Origin of the sequence: Kordia sp. (genome assembly GCF_045105435.1) — a bacterium.
Lineage (GTDB): Bacteria > Bacteroidota > Bacteroidia > Flavobacteriales > Flavobacteriaceae > Kordia.
The window spans coordinates 1-23731 of the sequence record NZ_JBGCDL010000158.1 but is presented as its reverse complement, the minus strand read 5'-3'; the positions used below and the strand labels follow the sequence as shown (position 1 = coordinate 23731).

At 32.7% G+C, this 23731-nt stretch carries 30 protein-coding genes and 1 pseudogene; 18 read left to right on the top strand and 13 right to left on the bottom strand.

Annotated elements, in window-relative coordinates:
* Positions 1–18: 18 nt before the first annotated feature.
* On the top strand, positions 19–1203 hold the full coding sequence (locus AB8B65_RS08480) for an LETM1-related biofilm-associated protein (protein WP_405300486.1): 1185 nt from the start codon (positions 19–21) through the stop codon (positions 1201–1203).
* 11 nt (positions 1204–1214) lie between these two features.
* Here AB8B65_RS08480 and AB8B65_RS08475 read toward each other — a convergent pair whose 3' ends face one another.
* Positions 1215–1613 carry a MerC domain-containing protein gene (locus tag AB8B65_RS08475; protein ID WP_405300485.1) on the bottom strand — a complete coding sequence of 133 codons (399 nt, stop codon included), beginning with the start codon at positions 1611–1613 and terminating at the stop codon, positions 1215–1217.
* Positions 1614–1688: 75 nt separating this feature from the next.
* On the opposite strand from AB8B65_RS08475, the gene AB8B65_RS08470 reads away from it, so the two are divergent.
* Positions 1689–2069, top strand: a complete 381-nt coding sequence (locus AB8B65_RS08470) for a Fur family transcriptional regulator (protein ID WP_405300484.1) — start codon at positions 1689–1691, stop codon at positions 2067–2069.
* A 389-nt stretch (positions 2070–2458) separates the two neighbouring features.
* On the opposite strand, the gene AB8B65_RS08465 is transcribed toward AB8B65_RS08470, so the two are convergent.
* A complete protein-coding gene (locus AB8B65_RS08465) occupies positions 2459–2707 on the bottom strand; it encodes a hypothetical protein (protein WP_405300483.1) in 249 nt (82 codons plus the stop codon).
* A gap of 308 nt (positions 2708–3015) precedes the next feature.
* On the opposite strand from AB8B65_RS08465, the gene AB8B65_RS08460 reads away from it, so the two are divergent.
* Positions 3016–3675, top strand: coding sequence for a hypothetical protein (locus AB8B65_RS08460; protein ID WP_405300482.1), 660 nt, complete (start codon positions 3016–3018; stop codon positions 3673–3675).
* A gap of 718 nt (positions 3676–4393) precedes the next feature.
* Here the strand turns inward: AB8B65_RS08460 and AB8B65_RS08455 are convergent.
* The 6 genes from AB8B65_RS08455 to AB8B65_RS08430 form a co-directional block, all read right to left on the bottom strand.
* Positions 4394–5149, bottom strand: coding sequence for a LytR/AlgR family response regulator transcription factor (locus AB8B65_RS08455; protein WP_405300481.1), 756 nt, complete (start codon positions 5147–5149; stop codon positions 4394–4396).
* Positions 5150–5582: 433 nt separating this feature from the next.
* Complete coding sequence (locus AB8B65_RS08450) at positions 5583–5930, bottom strand: 2TM domain-containing protein (protein WP_405300480.1); 348 nt, start codon at positions 5928–5930, stop codon at positions 5583–5585.
* A gap of 38 nt (positions 5931–5968) precedes the next feature.
* Positions 5969–6334 carry a 2TM domain-containing protein gene (locus AB8B65_RS08445; RefSeq protein ID WP_405300479.1) on the bottom strand — a complete coding sequence of 122 codons (366 nt, stop codon included), beginning with the start codon at positions 6332–6334 and terminating at the stop codon, positions 5969–5971.
* Positions 6294–6644 (bottom strand): 2TM domain-containing protein, encoded by a 351-nt coding sequence (locus AB8B65_RS08440; protein WP_405300478.1) that lies wholly within the window; start codon positions 6642–6644, stop codon positions 6294–6296. Before AB8B65_RS08440 ends, AB8B65_RS08445 begins: the two co-directional genes overlap by 41 nt.
* Positions 6644–8005, bottom strand: coding sequence for a 2TM domain-containing protein (locus AB8B65_RS08435; RefSeq protein WP_405300477.1), 1362 nt, complete (start codon positions 8003–8005; stop codon positions 6644–6646). The genes AB8B65_RS08440 and AB8B65_RS08435 overlap by 1 nt, the downstream gene beginning before the upstream one ends.
* A 56-nt stretch (positions 8006–8061) precedes the next feature.
* Positions 8062–8694, bottom strand: coding sequence for a tetratricopeptide repeat protein (locus AB8B65_RS08430; RefSeq protein WP_405300475.1), 633 nt, complete (start codon positions 8692–8694; stop codon positions 8062–8064).
* A gap of 487 nt (positions 8695–9181) precedes the next feature.
* Here AB8B65_RS08430 and AB8B65_RS08425 point away from each other — a divergent pair, with 487 nt between their 5' ends.
* From AB8B65_RS08425 to AB8B65_RS08415, 3 genes are all read left to right on the top strand, one after another.
* Positions 9182–9649, top strand: a complete 468-nt coding sequence (locus tag AB8B65_RS08425) for a hypothetical protein (RefSeq protein WP_405300474.1) — start codon at positions 9182–9184, stop codon at positions 9647–9649.
* Between the two features lie 127 nt (positions 9650–9776).
* On the top strand, positions 9777–10232 hold the full coding sequence (locus tag AB8B65_RS08420; protein WP_405300473.1) for a hypothetical protein: 456 nt from the start codon (positions 9777–9779) through the stop codon (positions 10230–10232).
* Between the two features lie 167 nt (positions 10233–10399).
* Complete coding sequence (locus AB8B65_RS08415; protein ID WP_405300472.1) at positions 10400–10858, top strand: hypothetical protein; 459 nt, start codon at positions 10400–10402, stop codon at positions 10856–10858.
* Positions 10859–11050: 192 nt separating this feature from the next.
* Here AB8B65_RS08415 and AB8B65_RS08410 read toward each other — a convergent pair whose 3' ends face one another.
* The gene (locus tag AB8B65_RS08410; RefSeq protein WP_405300470.1) at positions 11051–12358 is read right to left on the bottom strand and encodes a phosphatidylserine decarboxylase; all 1308 of its coding nucleotides are present in this window, start codon (positions 12356–12358) and stop codon (positions 11051–11053) included.
* Between the two features lie 125 nt (positions 12359–12483).
* On the opposite strand from AB8B65_RS08410, the gene AB8B65_RS08405 reads away from it, so the two are divergent.
* From AB8B65_RS08405 to AB8B65_RS08390, 4 genes are all read left to right on the top strand, one after another.
* Positions 12484–12999 (top strand): GNAT family N-acetyltransferase, encoded by a 516-nt coding sequence (locus AB8B65_RS08405; RefSeq protein WP_405300468.1) that lies wholly within the window; start codon positions 12484–12486, stop codon positions 12997–12999.
* A gap of 169 nt (positions 13000–13168) precedes the next feature.
* A complete protein-coding gene (locus tag AB8B65_RS08400) occupies positions 13169–13552 on the top strand; it encodes a hypothetical protein (protein ID WP_405300467.1) in 384 nt (127 codons plus the stop codon).
* A gap of 120 nt (positions 13553–13672) precedes the next feature.
* The gene (locus tag AB8B65_RS08395) at positions 13673–14335 is read left to right on the top strand and encodes a LysM peptidoglycan-binding domain-containing protein (protein ID WP_405300466.1); all 663 of its coding nucleotides are present in this window, start codon (positions 13673–13675) and stop codon (positions 14333–14335) included.
* 106 nt (positions 14336–14441) lie between these two features.
* Positions 14442–15164, top strand: coding sequence for a hypothetical protein (locus AB8B65_RS08390; RefSeq protein ID WP_405300465.1), 723 nt, complete (start codon positions 14442–14444; stop codon positions 15162–15164).
* A 57-nt stretch (positions 15165–15221) separates the two neighbouring features.
* On the opposite strand, the gene AB8B65_RS08385 is transcribed toward AB8B65_RS08390, so the two are convergent.
* Together AB8B65_RS08385 and AB8B65_RS08380 are read right to left on the bottom strand one after the other, a co-directional pair.
* Entirely contained in the window at positions 15222–15401 is a 180-nt protein-coding gene (locus AB8B65_RS08385) for a hypothetical protein (protein ID WP_405300464.1), read from the bottom strand.
* 115 nt (positions 15402–15516) lie between these two features.
* A complete protein-coding gene (locus AB8B65_RS08380) occupies positions 15517–17670 on the bottom strand; it encodes a TonB-dependent receptor (RefSeq protein WP_405300463.1) in 2154 nt (717 codons plus the stop codon).
* A gap of 170 nt (positions 17671–17840) precedes the next feature.
* Between AB8B65_RS08380 and AB8B65_RS08375 the strand changes: the two genes are divergently transcribed.
* The 6 genes from AB8B65_RS08375 (at position 17841) to AB8B65_RS08350 (ending at position 21061) form a co-directional block, all read left to right on the top strand.
* On the top strand, positions 17841–18092 hold the full coding sequence (locus AB8B65_RS08375; protein WP_405300461.1) for a DUF6576 domain-containing protein: 252 nt from the start codon (positions 17841–17843) through the stop codon (positions 18090–18092).
* Entirely contained in the window at positions 18092–18634 is a 543-nt protein-coding gene (locus tag AB8B65_RS08370; RefSeq protein ID WP_405300460.1) for a metal-dependent hydrolase, read from the top strand. The genes AB8B65_RS08375 and AB8B65_RS08370 overlap by 1 nt, the downstream gene beginning before the upstream one ends.
* A gap of 64 nt (positions 18635–18698) precedes the next feature.
* A complete protein-coding gene (locus AB8B65_RS08365) occupies positions 18699–19406 on the top strand; it encodes a lysoplasmalogenase (protein WP_405300459.1) in 708 nt (235 codons plus the stop codon).
* Between the two features lie 249 nt (positions 19407–19655).
* Complete coding sequence (locus tag AB8B65_RS08360; protein WP_405300458.1) at positions 19656–20150, top strand: RNA polymerase sigma factor; 495 nt, start codon at positions 19656–19658, stop codon at positions 20148–20150.
* Between the two features lie 3 nt (positions 20151–20153).
* Positions 20154–20780: a hypothetical protein gene (locus AB8B65_RS08355; RefSeq protein ID WP_405300457.1), complete on the top strand. Its 627-nt coding sequence runs from the start codon at positions 20154–20156 to the stop codon at positions 20778–20780.
* Positions 20781–20812: 32 nt separating this feature from the next.
* Positions 20813–21061 (top strand): hypothetical protein, encoded by a 249-nt coding sequence (locus tag AB8B65_RS08350; RefSeq protein WP_405300456.1) that lies wholly within the window; start codon positions 20813–20815, stop codon positions 21059–21061.
* A 75-nt stretch (positions 21062–21136) separates the two neighbouring features.
* Here the strand turns inward: AB8B65_RS08350 and AB8B65_RS08345 are convergent, their stop codons facing one another.
* Together AB8B65_RS08345 and AB8B65_RS08340 are read right to left on the bottom strand one after the other, a co-directional pair.
* Complete coding sequence (locus tag AB8B65_RS08345) at positions 21137–21940, bottom strand: lysophospholipid acyltransferase family protein (RefSeq protein WP_405300455.1); 804 nt, start codon at positions 21938–21940, stop codon at positions 21137–21139.
* Between the two features lie 38 nt (positions 21941–21978).
* The gene (locus tag AB8B65_RS08340; RefSeq protein ID WP_405300454.1) at positions 21979–22626 is read right to left on the bottom strand and encodes an NUDIX hydrolase; all 648 of its coding nucleotides are present in this window, start codon (positions 22624–22626) and stop codon (positions 21979–21981) included.
* A 2-nt stretch (positions 22627–22628) separates the two neighbouring features.
* On the opposite strand from AB8B65_RS08340, the gene AB8B65_RS08335 reads away from it, so the two are divergent.
* Positions 22629–23339 carry a peptidylprolyl isomerase gene (locus AB8B65_RS08335; protein ID WP_405300453.1) on the top strand — a complete coding sequence of 237 codons (711 nt, stop codon included), beginning with the start codon at positions 22629–22631 and terminating at the stop codon, positions 23337–23339.
* 93 nt (positions 23340–23432) lie between these two features.
* Positions 23433–23731, top strand: a pseudogene (locus AB8B65_RS08330) (hypothetical protein); the annotation flags it as partial.

Below are 23731 nucleotides of genomic sequence, written 5' to 3'. Positions count from 1 at the left end.
ATAGAACTTGAATGCATCATGAACCCATCTGCTAAAGGCTGGATCAAGAAATTATTAGCCGAAAATCAATCGAAAGAAACAACGCTTGTTACTTGCTCACTTGAGGAGTTGTATAACGAATTAAAAGTTTGTGGTTTTGTGTATGGAACCAATTTAAAAGCAATTTTTAATAGCGTTACACGAACCGATCTTACACACGAAGAATTGTGCAAGGTGAACATGATTTTGTCCTTTCATTACATTCATAAGTGTTATGCTTCCGATCGTGTTTTTGTAGATACGGTAACCGATTTCTATAACATTATCGATGATTTTAAAAGTTCATTTTTTCAGGAATTATTTTTGGGAAAAAAGAAATCGTATGATCTGCTAGAAAGCATGATTAATAAGCGAATTGCCATTGATGACAACCTCATCACAAAAAACTTTAATTACCTTATTACCAATACGTTATTATTTGTAGATATATTGGCATATCAGAAATATATAGAATTTGGTGAAATTACCGATCAATATTTACATGACTTAGAATCCACTATAGAAACTATTATTTTTGCTTCTTTAGATTTAAAGACTGAGAAAACGAAATACGATAAAAGTTTGATTAAGCTTTTTGAATCTTCTTTCCGTTACGATCATCGGGAGCGCTTACAATATGAGGAAGTTATTAAAAATGTGTCCAATCCGTTAACCAAATATTATATCATCGATTTGGTGTGTATGACTTTCTGGACAGATAAAATTATTGACGATGAAGAACATGCTTTTCTTCAGCGTTTGGGGCAAGATTTAGAGATTTCGGAAGCTGTTTTGATGAAATCAGCTGCTGATATTGTTACTTTTTATACTGAACATAAAGATGAAGTTGCGTTGTTAAAATCGCGCAATATGATTCAGAGTTTTTACGAAAACTCTAGTAATATGGTAAAAAAGCTCATCAACCGAAATAAAAAACGTTTGGCTACAGAAATGTATGAAAGCAAAGAGTTGATGATTTTGTTGACACAATCGACAACACGATCACTTTCAGACGAAGAACAGAAACGTGTAAAAGATCAGTTACTAGATATTTTTAAAAGTATTCCGAGTTTGGCTATTTTTATGTTGCCTGGTGGAATGTTATTGCTTCCAATTGTGATTAAATATATTCCTAATATTTTGCCTTCTGGCTTTGATGATAATCGTTTAGACGAAGAAGAATAACATACTTTATATTAATGAATACAGCATTCATCTTCCTTACAACGGCAGAATTTTCTATTGTAAAAGTGTAGCAAGACCAAGCCTAAAGATGGAAAATATATGGCATATTCTGGAATAGAAAACCATTGTATTTTTTCATTAACTATAATAAAGCTTAAAAGCAACCAAGTACTCCACAATGCGTACTTCATCCATTCTTTACTTGTTGACTTTACCGACCAATAAATTGCGAAGAATGATATTACTAGAAAAAGTATATCCAACGCTTTCCACCAAACCGGAACTTCAATTTCACAACAAATCATTTGTGATTGTGCGATGAAAAGTAAAGGTGTTGCCAAGCAATGTACTAAACAAAGACTACTTGCAAATATTCCTATTGTATCGGACTTTTGTGTGTGTAAAACCATATTTTTTAATGCAACTAAGTTGCAAAAGTAATTATTTTTTTTGTTAATACAACTAAGTAGTGTTAATTTTGATATATGGGAGTGATACGAAAAACAAAATCTGTTCAAATAATAGTCGACATTTTTAATGAGAATAAAGATGCTATTTCTGTCGTGAAGCTTATCGACCAATTGAAAGATAAAATGAATAAGACAACGATTTACAGAATTCTTGAACGTTTGGAGAATGATGGTATTGTACATTCATTTATGGATAAAGATGGAATTAAGTGGTATGCTAGTTGTACCAATGGTTGTACGGCTTCACATCATGCAGATATGCATCCACATTTTCAATGTCAGGATTGTGGCAAAATCGATTGTTTGTCTGTTACCATGAATATTCCTAAAATACCTAATAGAACTATTGATTTTTCTCAAATTTTACTGATTGGAAAATGTGAAAATTGCTTGTAGTATTCTTTTCAACACTTATCTGCCTTTTCCATATTGTAAAAAAACCATTGCACTTCCAAATGAATGGAAGCACAATGGATACTATCGTAGTGCTTAATCAACGATACTTTATTTTTAAGTATTGCTCTCAAATAACTTGATGATACAGTTCATACTTAATATTCATAAATTATTTATATGAGTTGTTTTGTGTAAATTTTAATATTGAAAATTGCACCTAAACTGTACTATACTTTAGCACAATCTTGGTATTGATTGGTGTGTTGTTGGTTGTCAAATTTGAAAGAGACCACAAAAGAATATTCAATAGTACATATAAGTATCATGCGCTCGTAATATACTACAAGTTATCACCTTACAAGTCACATTTAATCGTGATTCATAAAAAATTATCCTAATATAGTTGCCGTAGATGGCGGAGGTTTATTGAAGAATTTTGAAAAGTGGTAAACTCTAATGATCGGGCTTTTATACAGTAATGTGATTGGTTTGTGAATAGGTGTAACAAAACTTGTTGTTTCTACATTATTAACAGTATGGTAATCAAATAGATTTTTTTCATTGGTATCAAGAATCAAAAAACAATCTTCACAATCAGCAACTTCATCATGAGAAAACGCATGAGAAATTGAATGCATAATGCCCATCTTTAAGAAAATAAAGACAGCCAATAATAGCAAACTCTGTAATTTGAGTATGTTTGATTTTTGAGTCACTTCTCAAAACTAAGTAAAATATTTTTAAAACTGTGTTAATATTTTTGAGTGTGCACTTTAGCTGTCGTTGCAAATTTGATGTACAATAAAAAAATACGATTCAAAAAAAGAAGAATTTTCTACTCTTTTTCAATAATTATAAGCGCTGATTTATAAATCAAGAGTACGTTTTGTTTCAATTATCAACTATTGCAACTATTTTAGAGTCATCAAAACAAAAAACACATCAAATGAAAAAACTTAATTTTAGTATCCTAGTAGCCCTTATTTTTTCTTTTTCAATGCTTAACGCGCAAAATGATCACAGTGATAAAAATCATGATAATCACGATTATGGTTCGGACGCTAGGTTTAGCTTTTTAGGATATGGAGGAATTGGATATGCGGTTGTAGATAATGACAATCAACCAAATTACAATTTAGATATCAATACAGCCGATTTTTTATTGCACTATCGCATTGGAAAACGCTACGGAATTGCCACAGGAATTGGTTTCGATCAATTGACAGGAACTGGTTTTAATGCAGGTGGAAATTTTTACCATGAACGCGGAACACTTCGAATTCCGTTATTGTTGAGCGTGAATTATAATTTGTCGCACAAAGTCCGTTTGATTGCCAATGTTGGCGTATACGGAAAAACGATTGTAAGAGACGAATATAGCTTTGTTGGCGGAACTATAGACGATGTGTACGAAGGTTGGAATTTTGGTTTGCAAACAGGAATTGGTTTGTCATACAATTTCAATCAGAAAGTAAGTCTAGGCATAATGTTTACTACACAAGGAGATTTTAATCGAATTGATAGCGATCCGAATAAAGGAATTGCTGATGCACAAAAAATCACAGGAGTGAATACGATTGGATTGCTGTTTGCGATTAATTTGTAATTGGACTTGCTGGCGCTTTTAGACTCGTTGTCACTCTTAGAATGTTAGAGCGCTTTGCTTTTTAGACTCGCTGGCGCTCTTGGAATGTTAGATTGCTGTGCTTTTAGATTTTAGTTTTAGATTTTTAATTTCAAAGCACTTCTTGATAGTTCTATTACGCTTTTCAAAACGTCTTTGCGAAAGTTTTGGAAAAACTTGTGGCAATCTGTTTCTAAACAAGCAGATTACTTCGTCGCAAACTCCTCGTAATGACGTATCGAAATGTAACTTTTACATTTAAAATTTAGCATTTTACGTTTATATTTTCAAAGTGCTTCTCGATACAACGAATCTACGATTCGCCACTCGAAGTGACGTTTGGTGTTCGGTGTTCGGTGTTCGGTGTTCGGGGTTCGGTGTTGAAAAGAAAATTACTTAAATAAGATAAATCGTGTTTTGAAGTAAATTCAACATTTAAAATCTAACATTTGGTATAAAAGAGGAAACAGATTGCTTCACTTTGTTCGCAATGACGTATCAAACAATTTCAAATTTAAACTTAATAAGAAACATAAATATCTTATCAAATTCCTCAAGTTGAAATCAGAAACCACTTCAAAATTCAGTATTCAGTGTTCAGTGTTCAGTGTTCAGTGTTCGGTGTTCGGTGTTCGGTGTTCAGTGTTCAGTGTTCAGTATTCAGTGTTCAAAAAATAAGTAAACTGAGCGGAGTCGAAGTTTAGTTCAACCAATTTTTAAAGTCTTTTACACGTTCGCGACTTACTATAATTTCTTGTTCACTGAAGTTGTGTAGTTTTATTTGCAAGCGTGAGTTTGTGTAGCTCACAATATCTTTGATGGCGTTGATATTGATATAGAATTTTCTGCTTACGCGATAGAATATTTCTGGAGATAATTCGTCTTCTAAATGTTCTAAGGAAGTTTCTAACAGATAGTTTCTGCCTTCTATCGTATGTGCATACGTGCCTTTATTTTCACTGTAAAAACATTCAATTTCGTCAATTGGAATCATTTTTAAGTGTTGTCCGACTTTTACAGTATATCGTTTTTTGTAGGTGCGTTCAATCGGATTTACCAATAATTTTTTGATATCGTCAAAATTCAGCTGCACGTTTTGTGCTTTTGGTGCGCGCGATTTGTACTTTTCTACAGCAGTGACCAATTCGTCGTCATCAATAGGTTTGAGTAAATAATCAATACTATTCAGTTTGAAAGCTTGCAATGCATATTCATCATACGCGGTTGTAAAGATGATTGCAGAGGTAATTTCGATGACTTCAAAGATTTCAAAGGACAATCCGTCTGACAATTGAATGTCTAAAAATATCAAGTCAGGATGTTCATTATTCTGAAACCATTCAATAGATTCTGCTACTGAGTGCAACATAACTTCTACTTTCATGTTTGCTGCTTCTAACATTCGATTCAATCTTCTTGCAGATGGTTTTTCGTCTTCGATGATGATTACTTTCATTGGTTGGGTGTCTTTTTGTTCTTTGTTGATTGGTTGATTTGTTGATTTGTTGATTCAAAACCACTTTTACATTTAAAATTTATAATTCAACATTTATCATTTCAAAGTGCTTCTCGATACAATTTTTCTTCATTTTATTGCGAAAAATCACTCGAAGTGACGTTTGGAAATCATTTAGCATTTAAAATTTATAATTCAACATTCATAATTTCAAAGTGCTTCTCGATACAATTTTTCTTCATTTTATTGCGAAAACCACTCGTAATGACGTTTCGTAAACTTTTACATTTAAAATTTATAATTCAACATTTATCATTTCAAAGTGCTTCTCGATACAATTTTTCTTCATTTTATTTCGAAAAATCACTCGAAGTGACGTTTGGAAATCATTTAGCATTTAAAATTTATAATTTAACATTTATCATTTCAAAAGTTATTCCCAGTTTCGTTTGTCGTCAGACATGTACTGTTTAATTTTTCGTTCTTCCCAGCTTTTCCCTAGTAATACATCTGGTCCAAAAACGCCTGCTGCATGAAATGCAACTCCGATTCCCCAGAAAAATGCTGTTGAGAAATGTCCAAACTTCCAAAACGTTTCGCCTTCGTCTAAGTTGAGTGCAATCATTGATAATATAAAAATATTGACAATGACATACGAAGCAAAATGTCCGTAAAAGCCTTTTATTTTTTCTACCTTTTTTCGAGCGCGCATATACGCTTCTTCTTTGGTATAGTCTTGTTTATAATTATTTGCGTCTATGTTTGATGGTAATCTTTCCATAACTTTTCTTTTATTTGATTGTTCTTTTGCATTCGCCATTAATGCCATTCTTTTCGTTGGTCATCTTTCATGTATTCGCGTATTTTTCGCTCTTCCCAGTTTCTTCCAAGCTTTCCATCTTTTACAAAAATATTAAAAGCATGAAATGCCAATCCAATTCCCCAAGCCATCCATACAAAGTAAGTTCCTATGTCAAAAAAAGCTTCCTCAAAGGTTTCTCCATTGTCTAAGTTTCTTGATATTTTTTTGATACTGATATACAAGTTTACACAAATATATACGAGTAAATGAATATAAAAACCTTTAATATTTTCTACCTTTTTTTCGGCGCGTAAATATCTTTCTGCCTTTTCTTTATCTTGATTATCTATATTCATTTTTTCCGCTTTTTCGTTCTTCTTCATCCATGTATTCTTCTATTTTTCGTGCTTCCCAACCGCTACCTAACATTCCATTTTTTACAAATGTGTTGTATGCATGAAACGCCATTCCAATTCCCCAAGCTAACCATAAAGTATGTGTTTCTATGTCTAAGAAGGCTTCTTGAAAAGTGGCGCCATCTTCCATATTTTCGGCAATTCTTCTGTAGCTAATAAATATATTTACACAGATATACACAATTAAATGAACGTAAAAACCTCTTATATTCTCTACTCTTTTTTGTGCGCGTACGTATCTTTCTTCTCTTTCGCGATCGTAATTATTTGAATTCATTAGTTCCATCTTTTTCGTTCTTCTTGTTCCATGAATTCTTGTATTTTACGTTGTTCCCAATTTCTTCCAAAACGTCCGCCTTCAAAATATACGCTCATCGCGTGAAATGATAATCCAATTCCCCAACCGAACATTGGAAACCAAAACCAGTGGAATTGTGGACTAAATCTTAAATTGATAAATATTAAAAACGGAATGACTAAACAGTATGATAATAGATTATAGTAAAATTCTTTTAATTTTTCTACGTGCTTTCTAGCTTGAATGTATGTATCGTCTAAATCATTATTATTTGGTATTATTGCTTGATTTCTCATGACTTCTTTTTGTTTTGTTAGCATCGGAATTGCGATTTGAAAGTCCGATGTAGTTTTGTTAATATATACTTGGCGTTGTGTGAGTAAATTGTATCGTTGTCGGATATTGTTTAAACCTACACCACTACTCTTTTTTACAATTTGCTTTTCTTGAAGATTGTTTTCAACGATTAAGTTGCCACGATCTTCATATATTTTTATGTGTAACGGTTTTGAGGGCGTTACCATGTTGTGCTTTACCGCGTTTTCTAGTAATAATTGTAATGACAATGGCACTACTTTACTTTCTGGATTACTTGCTGCCTCTGGAGCTTCAAAAATGATACTTTCTTCAAAACGCATTTTTAATAAACTCATATATGTTTTGGCAAATTTCAATTCTTCATCAACCGTAACTAGTTCTTTATTTTTTTGTTCTAACACATAACGATACACTTTGGAAAGTCCGGATGTAAACTTCTGCGCTTGACGCGGATTTTCATCAATTAAAGAGCTAAGCACATTTAAACTATTGAATAAAAAATGTGGATCGAGCTGATTTTTTAAAGCATCAAACTGTGCTGAAGCGGTTCCTGCAATTATTTTTTGTTCGGTAACTTTCTTTTTTTGCAATTCTTTGTAAAAGTGAACTGCATGAAAAAATACAGAGAAAAAGATGGTTACTAACAATACATTCAAGTAATATGATGGATTTTCATTCTCAATAAATTGTTGAAAGGTTTTCCCTTCTATGGCAACTTCTTCAATGATTCTAACTAAAAAAACAGTAAATACAGTTATGATGATAGATCCTACAATGCCAATAAGCAATCGGTAACGTTGCAATGCTTTCGTCCACACAAATCGACTGTTCAAATAATCAAAATAATAAGAGTTTACAATACTTATCGGAATCGAATACAAACAATACATTCCAAGCATAATTGATAAGTTATGATCAAAATTTACAGTTCCTCCTCCAAAATAAATAAACGTAAGTCGTATACCACATAAAATAAATCCGATGATAATTCCTATAAGTACAATTCTATTAAACTCTTTCATTTTATTCTGTTTTGTTGGCTACTTTCAAATATACTAATGATTTTGGAACGATGCTGCTACTTGCTACATTCTTCTGCTAATTTTGTGGCGCGATCTTTTCCCCAACTTGGGCTGAAATCGTCTTTTTTAGTTTCTGCTTCAAAAAGTGTTTTTGCTCTTTGTAATTCTTTACAAAATGGCGACGTATCTTGTCCAAAATAACGAGCGCTTCCAATATCCCATTCTGCTTTGTTTAATACAACTCTTGGATTGTCATTGTTTATTGCTAACGCTTTCGCGTAAATTTGACTCACTTTTGGTGCATATTGCATTCCATAAGTAGCACCATCATACGCAACCCAAACGGTGTATAACATTGCTTGTAAAATCATGATTTCCGGATTGTTTGGTGAAATACTCGTTGCATGATCAATTTGTGCTTGCGCCTTTTCTAATTGTTGTGTCAACTTGCTTTTGTCTTTGATAGCAAATCCATTAATAATATTGATTTGTGCTGCATAATACGATGGCAACCATTCGTTTGGTGTTGCGGCAGAAATACGCTCAAAGACATTGACTGCTTCTGTACTTTTGTTTTCTTTCCAAAGTGAAAAAGCTTTTTCCATTCCTTTTTCATATTTTGTTTGTGCTGTTCCAGTTGTAATACTTCCGAAGAAAACGAAACTTAAAATTAATACGACTTTTTTCATTGTGTTGGTTTTTTGATGATTTAACTTGTTCTTACTTTTTTAAATGATTGAAAAAATAAATTCGATGATGATGAATGTGATACTGATCATTTTTTGATTGATTTGATTGTTTCTGATTGATGGTTCAAATATCCAACAAACTACCTGTTTGAAAAAAAAGAAACTACCGAATTGTAATTTTTTAAGGATGAATTGTCGTTTTGTTGTTTGTTGTCAGTTTTGTCGCTTTGCTCCTGTTGTCAGTTATCGGCTGTGAGTTTGTTTTTGGGCTTTCCTTGATTTGTTGATTTGTTTGTTTGTCGATTTGTTTGCACTGAGCCTGTCGAAGTGTTCATTCGTTATGATAACATCTAACACACACTTTGAAAACTTCTCAATACTAACAGCTCAATACTCATTTCTATAAAATACAATCTCCCTATAATTAGGTATTTCCTAGCGTTGTGAATTTGGTACTTTTAAGCTACTTAACCGAAACATTTTTTTTATGCAATTTTCATCAATTTTAGTATATTTTATATCGATTACCGTATACCTCTTATTGAGTTATAATTTTTTGACAACGATTCTTTTCTGCTTTAAAAAAGAACTATTAACAACGAAGAAAAGCATTCAACGGTTTCAACAATTTTTATTGATTCTGCTGTTCGTTTGCATGCTTGTTTATCACAATATAACCACAAAAGAAACTGCGCAACTATCTATTATTCCTTGGGTTTGGGGATTTTTAACTGGACATATTTTTAGTTTCCAAAAAAAGCAATACATCAATGAATTGGTCGGTTTAGGAATTGTACTTGCTATGACTATTGTGCTATTTTTTAAACAAACAGAAATTATTGAGCTATTTACAACAACAAGTATTGCAACTATGAAGATAACAATCTACCTTTTGTATATGGGTATTGGTTTTATTTTGGGAACTTTTCTTTGGTCGAATTCATTTAAAAAGTAAACTGGTTACAGTGTAGAACTATTTTTTATGTAGTTTCTTTCAAATCTAATTGAGCTATTTTTTGTTGCATATTACTTTCTAATTATTTTTGTTGAAAATAGTTTATTTCAAAAAAACATACACGCTTTTGAAAAGATTGACATTTGCCGATATTAAAAAATTACCTGTTCAAGTAATACTAGTAACTCTCTTTAATGTTATCCAAACACTACTTATTTTATATATTCTTATAGTTGTATTTCCTGTAGGCTGGTGGTTTGGTATTATTGCTGTACTTTTAATCACCGTAAATTACTTTCTATTGCTCGGTAAAAAAGCTGCTTGGACATTATTACTGTTATGGTATATCATTCTCACTGTTTCAATTCGATTCTCAACAGAAATGCTTAATTTTTGGTTTGATTTCTCGTATGGTTTTAGCTATCTTTCTATTGGTCTAGACTTAGGCGAACAAAAAATAAGAGCAGATGTTCTATCATTAATCATTTTGATTGTTCACTTTTCCTCAAGAAAATATTTTAAACCAAAAACGGTGATTGATGAAATTGATGAGATTTCTGGAGAAGATTCAAACTTAGAATAAACTAGCTATTTTAACAAATATGCACGCAACCTTTTTATAAATGCTGTATCTTACTTGTAAACAATTAACATCGATATTATGAAACGAGCATGCTAAAAAGTTTCTCTCATAGGGAAATGATTAATTGCGAACAACATGTAACCGAAAAAAATAATAAACATAAACACATGAAAAATTACACCATTCTTTTTATACTTTCACTGCTTATATGCAGTTGTAGCTCTGATGATGATTCCGAAACTACCATTTCTTCTATTGAAACTACTTTAATTGGAAAAGGAAGTTTATATGGCGGTTCTTCACAAGGAGTTTACCAACAAAACATTGTTATTAATACGACAGCCGATTGGAACAACCTTATTTTACTTTTTGATGCCGTAAATGATGTTTCTTCTTCTTTTACAGAAACGGATATCGATTTTACAAATTTCACTGTAATCGTTGCTATTGATGAAGTAAGAGGAAATGGTGGTCATGATTTAGACATTGAAGTAAATTCAGATACACAAAATATTATTGTGACTGTTACAGATCTTATTCCAGAAGGGAATGCAACAACCGTAATTACACAACCGTATCACATTGTAAAAATTCCTAAGAATACGTTGCCTGTAGTTTTTGAATAGAAACAATACTATAAAATACAAGAGGCTGTCTAAAAAGTCATAATTTCGTCAAACCGAACTTGATTCGGTTTCGCATAACAGTTGAAAATCAGCTTTATGAGATTCTGGATCAAGTCCAGAATGACGACTTTTGAAACTTTCCAGACAGCCTCTTTAGTTTTGAATTTATTTCGAGGCTAAAGTCTATATTTATTATTTTACATAAATAGCTGTTTGTCCGTATTGAAAATGAATTGGCACATGTCCTGGATCTTTTTTATACATATATAATTCTTCCTGTGGCTTTTCAAATAACATAATAATATCTGATCCTCCGAATCTAAATTTTCCAAATTCGCGTCCTTTTACAACTGTATCGCCAACACCAATTAAGTTTTCAGCCGGAACACCTGCTGGCGGATTGTCTTTTGCATACATCATTACACCAGAAACTTGTGCCATTCCGATAGGAAGTATGGCTACTTTCCCAACTTTTTCTCCTCCATCAACAATCACTAATCCACGTGCTTGATTAAATTCGTATCCATCTCCTGCTCCATCTGGTGCATGCCATTGCCCGTCACTCATTTCAACATTCAAATATACTTTTCCCGTGATATCTTTTATTTCCAACACTTCTCCACTTACTGGCGTATGGAAACGGTGATAATCATACGGTCCTAAAAAGTAATGTACGAACGTTCCACCATAAAAATCACTTGCATATTTGCTATCTTTTAGTAACTCGTTTACCGTTCCAATTGCGTGTGTGTGCTTTAATCTGTCTTCTGTAACTTCTCCACCTTTTCCTAATACATTTCCTTCCGAATCTATCTTATAATCTTCTTTATACGTACAATCTGCTGGCGCAACTACAGTTCCGTTATCGTCTGGTGCTGCAATTGGACGCAATGGCGAAATTCCTGTTACGGCAGCTGCTCCGTTAAATTCTCTGTAAAAGAACTCATTAAAAGTTGTCCAACTAGACGCATTTTCAGCATACAACGGATAGTTGTACATTGCGTTGTGCTTGAACGAATACAAACTTGATTTCGTTAACGAATCGGTTGTATCAAGGAAACTTCCCCAAGCTTTTGCAAATTTCACTAACCAAGCTGCAAATTCTGGAAAACTTTGCATTGTTAAATCGCTATCAGCTATTTTCTGATCTACTAACCAGTAAAACTGACATAACAAATCGTATACTTTTTGGTTGTAACCGTTAGACGTATCGGTACTTGTCCATGCATTCGGGTAATTTGGATCACTTTTTTCATCAGGAACCAAACATACATACATATCTAAATAATCGTAATAATCTTCAATAGTTATTGGAAACGCATTTCCATGGAATTCATCATTTAACGCGTTGTATAAATCGGAATTCAATTTCGTTTCTGCGGAAATTCTAGCAGCAATCAACGAAGCATTTAAAGTAATTCGCATTGGCGGATTTGCGTCGAGTAATATTTTTAACTCTTGAACAACTTCACTGTGGCTATGAACTGAGGTATTTTTCATTGTAAAAAGGTTTAGTTTTATTTTACTCAAATATAAAAGCTAAATTCAGGACGCGTTAGCGTAGTATTGTCCAAGTTTAAAAAACACGTAGATTTGCGTACTTTTGGAACTACAAATGTTAAAAAATGATTCACTTTAAAAAAGCGACTCTTAACGATATTTCAGCAATTGCCAAGATTGGAGAAACTACTTTTTTAGAAACCTATCTTCCAAATACGCCAAAAGAAGCCGTGGAATCTTTTGTAAAAAAAGCATTTGCTTTGGATACGCTCATGGCAGAATTTGACAATCCGAAGATTCACTATTTTATGATTTTTTTGGATGAAATACTCGCTGGTTATTCTAAAATTGAACTCAACGCACCAACTGAATATACAGCAGCAACTCAGCTCACCAAACTCGATCGTTTTTATGTTTTGAAACAATTTCATGGACAAAAATTAGGCGCAGCACTTTTTAATTACACCATTAAATTTTCTAAAGAACAACAGCAACAAGGAATTTGGTTGTATGTATTGATTGCGAATGAACGTGCTTTGCAATTTTACACAAAAAACAACTTTCAAATTATAGGCGAATACGATTTTAAAATTTCCGAAACACGCTACAATCCAAATTATGTAATGTTTTTGCCATATTAGTATCATGTTGGCTTTGTATCTATCTGTTTTTGGAATGAAAAAAAAGTTTCTATGAACACTTTTTGGAAAAATGAATCTATTATTTGATAAAACAAACAAGGATATGCTTACAAAGATGCCGATCATAAAAAATTCTTTCCATATCTTTAAAATATAAATCATACACAACATGCAATCAATTCCGCTTTGGAATCCTATACACATAAAAGATATTATTGGCACTTATAAAATTGCGGGTATCAATCAAGATGCTGAACGCAGTACATATAGTGGCATTTTAACATTAGCTCTCAATGAAAATGATAGAATACTAGCCAATTGGTCTATTAGCAATGATTCGCAAACGATGCAAGGTATCGGGTTTTATAAGGACAATATTCTCGTTATTAACTTTCAATATCAGGGTCACGATTCCAACATTTACAAAGGTGTTGTGGTATATAAAGTACTAAGCACGAATATTTTAGATGGTTTTTGGTCAGAAAAACATGGAGATCAACAATTTTTAGGCGAAGAACAATGCATTAGAGTTGCTACTGAGAATTTGAATTGATCGTTTGTTTTGACAATACACATTTTACTATTCAACATACCGTAGGTTATTTGTCAGCTTTATCTTATTTTTATGAGCACAACCACTTTCGGTGGCAACTACCAACCAAAAAATTGAAAAATGAATCAATTCTCAAAACTAATCTTAATTTTCATAGCACAACTATCCTTTTTCACTGTTATTAGTCAAGAAGCTAATAATTCTTATGTCGTACAAAGTGGTGATTGGCTGAGTAAAATATCTCAAAAAGCATATGGAAATCCGCATTTATATTACAAAATAATTGAAAGTACCAACGAGAAACATTTATTAGATAACAGCTTTCAAAAGATTACAAATGTTGAAAAAATTAGCGTCGGACAGAAATTATGGATTCCAAATTACAAATCATCAAAAGAACAAAAAGCTGATGACGTATTGGTTGCTATTCCTGTAACCGATTGTGAAATACGAATTTGGTATAATTATCAAGTTGTTGCTATTTCTGAATTAAATAAAAACTGGATTCAACAAAAAATTGATCTCAAAACGAGAGCCGTGAAAGCTTATGAATTGCGACATAATGCGCGAATAAACGCACGATTTATGATGGCTGATAGAACTGCCGTAAAAGAACTACAAAAAAGAGATATCGATAAATATGGAAATCCGCACGGACCAACTTTTGAATATCTTATCGGGAAATGCACAAAAAAAGGAACTGCAATGGCAACTTGTTATGAAGATATTATCGTTTCTTCAAGTAGCGTAAGCACTGTTTATAATAGCAAGTGTAAAGACTAAATGTATTTTTCATTTTTAAAAACTACTAGACTTTTTTGATTAAATTCTTTTTGGTGTAATTTTTGTTGTTCTTTCTACATAGAACCAATTATTACAATTTACCAACATGAAACATTTTGCATTCATCTTAGTTTTGACTTTTTTAGCAAGTGCTTGTCATCAGAAGCAAGAAAAGAAAACGGTAACGAAATTACCTCTTTTACAAGCTTCGAGCGAAATAAAAAAAAGCAACCATCCGTTTGCAAATATAAATTTATATGATGATTTGAATAATGAATTAATTCTCGATACGCTTGAATACAATCGTGATGCACAATTCTCTCCATTGTATATTGGTGATCTTAAAGACGATATAAAACTTACATATAAAATCTCTAAACTAAAGCATGGAACTTCGCTTGATTTTAATTATGTAACACCAAAGTCATCTGACTTTACAATTTTTATTGACACCACAAAAACCATTGGTTTTCCAGTGTCTATGTTTGAACATTACAAAAAAGCGGAATATCGTACCAATAAAAAATCATATCCGGTATTTATTAAAAACAAGTCTGCTGACACTTTACATATTGGTTTAGGCGATATTTTATACATGCGGACAGAAGCACAAGATACTACTGGGAATTGGCAGGAAATTGAAAGAGATCACATCTATTTTTGCGGCACAGGATTACGAAGTTTTTACCTAAACCCAAATCAAATTGCAGTGACTGCGTTACGTCAAAACTACGGACGTTATAAAACCAAATTTCGTATAAGATTTGGCAATTTAGAACATAAAATTTATTCTAATGAAATTGATGGCTATTTAGATTTTGAATTGTAATTTTTTAGATAAAAAAAGCACGAATCTAAGACTCGTGCTCGTACTATATTTTATTTTTTAGTTACATAAATTCGGAACTAAACTATCACAGTTTATTCGACAATGGTGTGGCGCTACCGAAGTAAGCCCAGGTCCAGTAGAACATGGATAGGTTGCGCCACCAACTACTTCTTCACTAACTAATTTAGAGATCATTTTTTTACTAAGTACTAAGGTTTTTACATTTCTTTTTTTCATAATGGTTTAATTTTCAATTAATAAACCTATAATTTAAGAAATTCAAGCGCTAACTATGTATGGTAAAGCCTTACTTTTTTGAAATTTATAATCCTGATTTTATGATTCAATATTCCTAAAGTGTGTTTAATTGATTGCTCTTATTATCATCACTAATCGTCCAAAAGAATCCGACAAAGAAAAATTGGTCTTGTGCAGGACGACGCACCATTCGCTGAAATGTTCCGTTGACATCTGCCTGATTTGCGTATTCATATCCAAAAACATTTCGTACACCAAGCGCATTTGAAACTGAGAAGTATAGTATTTTTTGTGGCGAAAGTAAATATGCCCAATTCACGCTTAAACTATGGTAATCTTTCGTTTTTTCAGATAGAAAACCTGTCGTATTCGGATTTGTATACGTTCTTCCTGAGGAATAGTTGTAACTGAATCCGACTTGACTTTTTAAGTCATCAATCCAGTATTTAGTAACTAACGAGAAATTGTGTTTTGTTGCAAAATTTGGCATTGCTTCCGTGGGAAAGTTTTCAAATTTTCTAGACGTGTCTAAGTATGAATACGAAACCCAATAGTCTACATTTTTGATACTTTTATTGTCTCTCCAAAAAATATCCAATCCAGTAGCATGTCCAAAACCATCATTTCCAAAACTCGAATCTGGTTGTATAAAATCGCCCGAAAATGTAACTAAATTGTTGTATTCTTTATGATACGCTTCCGCGCGAAACGTTCTACCATCATGTACATATTGATAGTTTGCAATGTAATGTGTTGCGTTTTCTGGACGGAAATTTGTGTTAAATTTTAAGTAATCATTGTTCGGATTCTGATAAAACTGTCCGAAAGCAAATGACACTTGGTCTTTTTCCGAAGTTTTGTACGCGACAGATAATCTTGGAGAAATGGTCGTTTCATTCAAAATAGAAGCATGATCTAAGCGAATTCCCGCCTTAGCGGCAAAGTTTTTAGAGAAAAATATATCCGTTTCCGCAAAAGCGCCAATTAAATTACTTTTGAAACCATAATCGATTCTTGATACATTTGGGTTTTCAAAACTTTCATCAAAATCAGTCGTGAAATATTCTGCACCAAAACTCAATTTAATTCGGTTGTTAAAGTTCTTTTTCAGCTTTGTTTTAAAGTGCAATGAATTTTCTAAACTATTAATTTTATCGTCAATGATTCTAATTTTAGAATTGTCGCGTGTATAACTCAATCCCGAAGAAATAGACCATTTTTCGCCAAATACGCCTTTGTACGAACCGTTCATGTATAAGTTATTGTTGTTCAGTTTGAAACGAACCAATTCATCAAAATTGATACTTTCTTGATCGAGTTCAAAATCGGTAATATCAAACGCAGTATAGAATTTTAAGGTTCCATTCTCAAAATGATGACGAAATACACTTTCTCCTTGTCCGCCTTGAAATGGTTTGATCCAATCGTTACGATCTGGAAACAGCTCCAAATACGGCGCTAAATTAATGTATGACGTGCTGAAACTGACAGAACCTTTTTCCCACTTTTCCGTATGTCCAAGCGCTCCACCAACTGTCATTACTGAAATATCCGTTTTTTCTTGATCAGGTTCGTTAATGGTATTCAATTCCAAAACTCCTGACAAAGCTTGTCCAAATTCTGCCGAATAACCACCTGTAGAAAACGTGATTCCTTTAAATAAAAATGGCGAATAACGTCCACGCGCCGGAATATTGTTGGTTGTATTGCTGTATGGTGTAAATACGCGAATTCCATCGATAAAAATTTGGGTTTCTTCGGCGCGTCCACCACGTACAAATAAGCGTCCGTCTTCTGCTACCGTACTTGTTCCTGGTAAGGTTTGTATAGCGCCAATAACATCGCCCAACGCGCTTGCAGTTGTAACAATATCAAGTGGTTTTAACGCCGTAACTTTTGCGTTTTCTCCTGCTTCAAACGAACCTGCACTTAAAATTACCGCATTTAAGGCATCTACATTTTCACGAAGTTTAATAGTAATATTCTCCATTTTAGAAACAGCTAAGGAAACTTCTTTCGTTTCAAACGATAAAAAAGAAACGACTAAAATTTGTGTTCCCTTTTCTTCTGTAGTAAAGTTAAATTCTCCTTTTTCATTGGTAGAAGCACCATCATAAGTTCCTTTTAAATAGACATTTGCGCCAAAAATAGGTTCATTTGATTGATCGGTAATAATACCAGAAACTGTCGATTGTGCCGCTACAATATTATAAAAACAGAAACCGATAAGTAGTAGTAATTTTTTCATGAGATGAATGTGTTATTGATTGATTGATGAGACAAATCTCCATCAAATTAGAAAAAATAAAAAAAGGGAAATGCTCAATTGTCTTAATTTAAGGATGAATTGTATTTTGCTAGAAATATTGTAAATTTGAATTCTAAATTTTCTGCAAGTACTACACGCTTATGAGTTTAATGCCTTATATTTCAATTGCTGTTATTGTAATTTTTGTCTACATCGTTTTTTTTAAATCAAAAAAAGGAAACTCAATTCTTCCTAAGAGTTCAAAAGAAAGTTACCAAACTATTGATGATAAATTTAATGCGGAACGAAAAGAGAAACAACAACGTATTGACCGTATTTTGGAGAAAATCAATGACAAAGGTGTTGCGAGTTTAACTCCGCAAGAAAAAGCCTTGTTGGACGAATATTCGAATACGAATTAATGGCGTCTATTTTTGGCCATGCGTTGGCTGCGTATACGATAGGAAGAGTGGCGAACGTGAAGTTACATCCTGTAAAATTATCGTTGTTGGTCATTTTTTGTGCGGTTATTCCTGATGCAGATGTCATTATGTTTAATTTCGGATATCCGTATATGCATCCGCTTGGACATCGTGGATTTACACATAGTATTGTATTTGCTTTTATTTTGGCGTTTTTGATACGCGCTATTTTTTATAGAAAGGTGCACTATTTTTCTAAACTTGGAATGGTACTTTTTGTTATTTTTCTACTATCAACTTTATCACATAGCTTGTTAGATGCGTGTACCAATGGCGGAAAAGGTGTTGGTTTTTTTATCCCTTTTGAAAATTCTCGTTACTTTTTTCCTTGGCGACCGATTGCGGTTTCTCCAATAGGCGCTGGTAAGTTTTTTAGTGAACGTGGATTACGAGTGCTCCAAAACGAAGCTGTTTATATTGGAATTCCCACAATAAGTATGTTGCTGTTGAATTATTTTTTGAGAAAGCGACTAAAAAAATAATACGATTTATTTTGCACTCTTTTTTTTACTAAATTGTAATGCTTTTCGGAAAGCCTAGCACTATATGAAGTTTTTAAGAGTCTTTATTGTCATATTTTTACTCAATTTATCTTTAGATATTTATTTTAATAATACTAAAGAGTACCACGATTATAGGATAATTACAAAGCCTTTAATCACCATTTTATTAGCTGTTTTTTTCTTTGTGAATAGTTACAGGATGCTAATACGGCAACGTTTGATTATTCTTGGAGCCTTACTATTATTATGTGCAGGCGATATTGCTTTGTTAGAAAACACACCTTTTTACTCTTTTATTTTTGGACTTACATTTTTTTTGATCGCGATATTATTCTATTCCTTATATTTTTATAAACAAGCGCGGTACGACATTGACCGATTGATTCCATTTTTGGCAGTTTCACTGTTAATTTCTCTTTCAGTGATTTACTTAATGTATGATAATTTGAATAACTTGCTAATTCCCGTGATGATTTACCTGGTAAGTGTTTTAAACTTATTAAAACTTGCTTATTTACGTTACAAAAATGTGAATATGAAAAGTTATAGTTTGGTTTTTTTAGGGATTTCATGTTTCACCATTGCACAAGTTGCTGTTGGTTTAAATCGGTTCTATACAGTTTTACCGTATAAAGATATTGGAATCATGCTTTTTTACGGAGCTTCACAATTGTTTATTATTGTTGGCATTTTAACATTTAAAACGCAAACAGAAAACAAATTACAAGAAGATGCCTTTTTTATTAAATGATGATTTTTTAGCTTTTTATACGGTCGGATGATTGAGGGTGCTTCACAAACAGAGTACATGTAATTATATACCCAATTAAGAAGAATACATACACATCTACCAATAAAAACAATACCAACTCAACTTATTCTTGGTATGTCTATAAAAAGGTTCCTTTCCACTACAAAAATACAGCATTCTAATTTTTTTTAAAAAAATATGTAACATATTTGTATAAAGAAACACTGATAAGCAAATAACCATCAAAAATTGAGCAAAAACCTCGAACATAATTTTGTTACCGAATTAGAACGCAATCAGAATATCGTTCATAAAGTGTGTCGTATATATACCTCGAATAAGGATCAACACAACGATCTTTTTCAGGAAATTACCATACAATTATGGAAAGCATATCCAAAATTCAGAGGCGATTCTAAGTTTAGTACTTGGATGTATAGAGTAGCGTTGAACACGGCGATTACACTTTACAGAAAATCTAAACGCAGGGTACGAACGCAAGATTATGAAAGTGTTGTTTTTAAGATATCATCTGTAGATTATGATGATACGGAAGAAGAGCAGTTAAAAATCATGTATAAAGCAATCAAGCAATTATCAGATATTGAAAAAGCATTGATTTTCTTGTACTTAGAAGATAAAAATTATAAAGAAATAGCCACAACAATTGGGATTACGGAAGTGAATGCACGTGTGAAGATGAACCGAATTAAGACCAAATTGAAAAAGATTTTAAATCCATAACTCATGGAAGAATTAGATTTATTAAAAAAAGATTGGAAAAAGCAAGAGGCAAATCAGCCTAAGCTATCCTACAACGATATTGACAATATGATGTTGAAGAAATCCTCTTCACTTGTAAAGTGGGTTTTTTACGTCAGTTTGTTAGAACTAGGTTTCGGAATTGCCATTGTGCTCTTAGCCTTATTAATTCAACCCGATTTACTAAATGATTCCAGTATGCCTTCTTGGCTTAATTGGTTCTTTTATGCCTCTTCTACTGTTGTATTTTATTTTATTTATAAGTTTTTTATTAACTATAAAAAGATATCTACTACCAGTTCTATTAAAGATTTAATGTCAAATATTATGACAACCCGTAAAACGGTTAAACATTATGTAATGTACAGTTTGAGTGTTATTGCATTTACTGTTTGTATTGCAGTTCCGACAGGTTTTATTGAAGGTGCTGGCGGTATGGAAAAATTCTCCGCAGAAGCGAACCTTTCTCAGTATTTATTTTTAGCCGTTGGAACCATTATTGCTGCGTGCTTGGTAGTTGCTTTGTTTTATGGAGTGTATTATTTATTATACGGACTGCTTACAAAGAAGCTTAAAAAGAATTACAAAGAGTTAAAACAGTTAAAATCATAAACAATCATACCATCAAATAAAAACTATTCATCATGAAAAAAATCGTTTTTCTAGTACTCGCTGTTATGTTTTGCGTTTCAGTTAGTGCACACGAACCAACCAAAAATTTCCAACAACAGTTTGAAACATCATTGGTACAAAATACAACTTCACAGACATCAATGCATACAATTAATAATGGCGGATGGATGCAGTTTATTTATAAAGTATTTCATAAAGTTGGGCAAGTATTATATACAACTGTAAATGATACGCCAGAAGAAGAAAAGACTGAGAATTAAAATAATCAGAATGCTATATAAAAAAAGGACTCAAGTTGAAATTGAGTCCTTTCTTATACGATCTATTATAGAGAATTAATATTCCCATTTGCGTTTTTCATTAAGCTTTTCCATTGCTTCTAATTCTGCTTGTGGAATTACTTTAAGAAAAGAAGGATGCTGCTCTATAGCATATTCTATTTTTTCTATGATCGCCGCTACACTTTCATTTTCGTAATCAATTTCTAGCGGTTCTTTGATTTCCATAGATTGTAAAATACCTTTCTTTTTGATGCGAAGTCCTTTTCGATCAAACGAACGTCTAAAACCATCAATTACGATAGGTACAACAATAGGCTTGTAACGCTTTATAATATGCGCGGTTCCTTTTCTAATAGGTTTCCAAGGTCTAGTAGTTCCTTGCGGAAAGGTGATTACCCAACCATCTTCAAGTGCAATTCCTATATTAGAAATGTCACTCATTTTCACCTGTCTGTTTACTTCTTCTCCGTTGGCGCGCCAAGTTCGTTCAATACTTACTGAACCTGCATAGGCTAATATTTTTGGTAAGAATCCAGATTTCATGGTTTCCTTAGCTGCTACGTAATATAAATTCAACTTCGGATTCCACAGGTAACCAACATTTTTAATATTATCGCCTCGTCCTTTTAAACTTGCATTAAACACATGAAACATGGCTACAACATCGGCAAAATAAGTTTGGTGATTGGACACAAATAACACATTATTATCAGGCAATGAACGTAGTATTTCAGAACCTTCAATTTTCAGCTGATTGAATCCACGGTAACGTCTATGCGTCATTGTTCCTGCAATTCTAATCAACCATTTTTTTAAAAAGAGTATATGTCCGAAAGGATTTCTTTTGAATAATCCCATGTATTTTAATTTTTGAGCGAATTACAAAGCTACGAAAACTAATTTGAAATGGCTTGAGAAATAATGTCTTTAACTTCGCTGAGCATCATTGCTGTTGCGCCCCAAACTACATGTTCGTTTAAATAAAATGCTGGAACTTGTATCTTTTTCTTGTACGAATTTGTCAATTCTTTTTGTATTACAGCATTTTCAGCAAGAAAATCTACAAGCGCCACTTCTATAACAGCTTCTACTTCTGATGGTTGCGGAATAAAGATTGGCGTTTTTTCTACAATACCTATAAATGGCTGTACCAAAAAGTTACTTGGCGGAATATAGGTTGCTGTTATTTTACGTACTACTTCAATTGTACGTAAATCTACGCCAACTTCTTCTTCGGTTTCACGTAACGCGGTAGTTTCATAATTTATATCTTCGGGTTCTGACTTCCCGCCAGGAAATCCAACTTGATTGGAATGTACGCCACTATACGTTTTTCTTAAAATTAAAACGAAATTAGTGTCTCCTTGCGCATTCGGGTAAAATAAAGCCATCACAGCAGATTTGCGCGCATTTTTCATGCGACCTTCCATTGCTCTTAATTCTTTTTCGCGCATAAAAGGTGCCATTTTCAGTTGTGAAGCAGTACCTGGAAGCGGGATTTTTGCTATTTTTGGAAGGACTTTTTTAAAATTATCAAATTTCATCTATGAAAAAAATTTGCTTTGTATTGATTGCTATATGCGTATTGTTTAGTTGCGAAGATACTAAAAGTTCTACACCCGATTTGAAAGATTCTCAAAAAACTGAAACACCAAAAGTAGCCGAAAAGCCTAAAAAAAAGGTGAAGAAAGAACCGAAAAAAGAAGTAAAAATTACCAGTAAAAACGTACTGGATTACATGATTTTGTACGGAAAAGAAAATAAAGAACGTAAAGTGCGCATTGTAACCGATTTTGGAAATATTGATCTTGAGTTATTTACTGAAACTCCGTATCATAGAGCTAATTTTATCATGCTTGCCAAACGCAACTATTTTAATAATACACAATTTCATCGTGTGGTGAAAGACTTTGTAATTCAAGGTGGAAATTCCGATGGTTGGAATATTGCTGATAAGCGTAGAGAAATTGGCAAATACTTGCTTCCGCCAGATACTAGAAAAGGGTTCAAACATGACAGAGGCGTTATTTCCATGCCAAGTAGCGATATTAAACAAGCGTACAAATATGCTTCTCCTTATGAGTTTTTTATCGTACAGAAAAAAGATGGTACACATCATTTAAACGGAGCATATACTGCATTTGGGCGTGTTATTTCAGGAATGAATGTTGTGGACAAAATTGCCAATCAAGAGACGGATACAGGCGAATGGCCAAAGAAAAATATTATGATTCATCGTGTAGAAGTACTCGATTAATTGAACTCATTCTGTATTGCATAACGCTTATATATTTTTTTGTTAACTTTTGCAATAATTTATTAGTTTTGCATAAAATCAACAATCGAATTTATGAAAAAAATTACAGGTGCATTGCTTATTTTCTTGATCGCTACTTCAGGAATTGTTGCACAAATCAACTTTGAAAAAGGATCATTTACGCTTGAAAATGGTCAGAAAACGGAGTGTTTTATTAAAAATGAAGATTGGGTCAACAATCCTTCAAAGTTTGAATACAGACTTACCCAAGACGGTGAAACCAAGATATTGCGAATGATCAATTTGAAAACAGTTATCATTGATAATGCTTTTAAGTTTGAAAAACACATTGTTCCTTTTGATGATGCCGATCGTTCTATTAAAAATTTAAC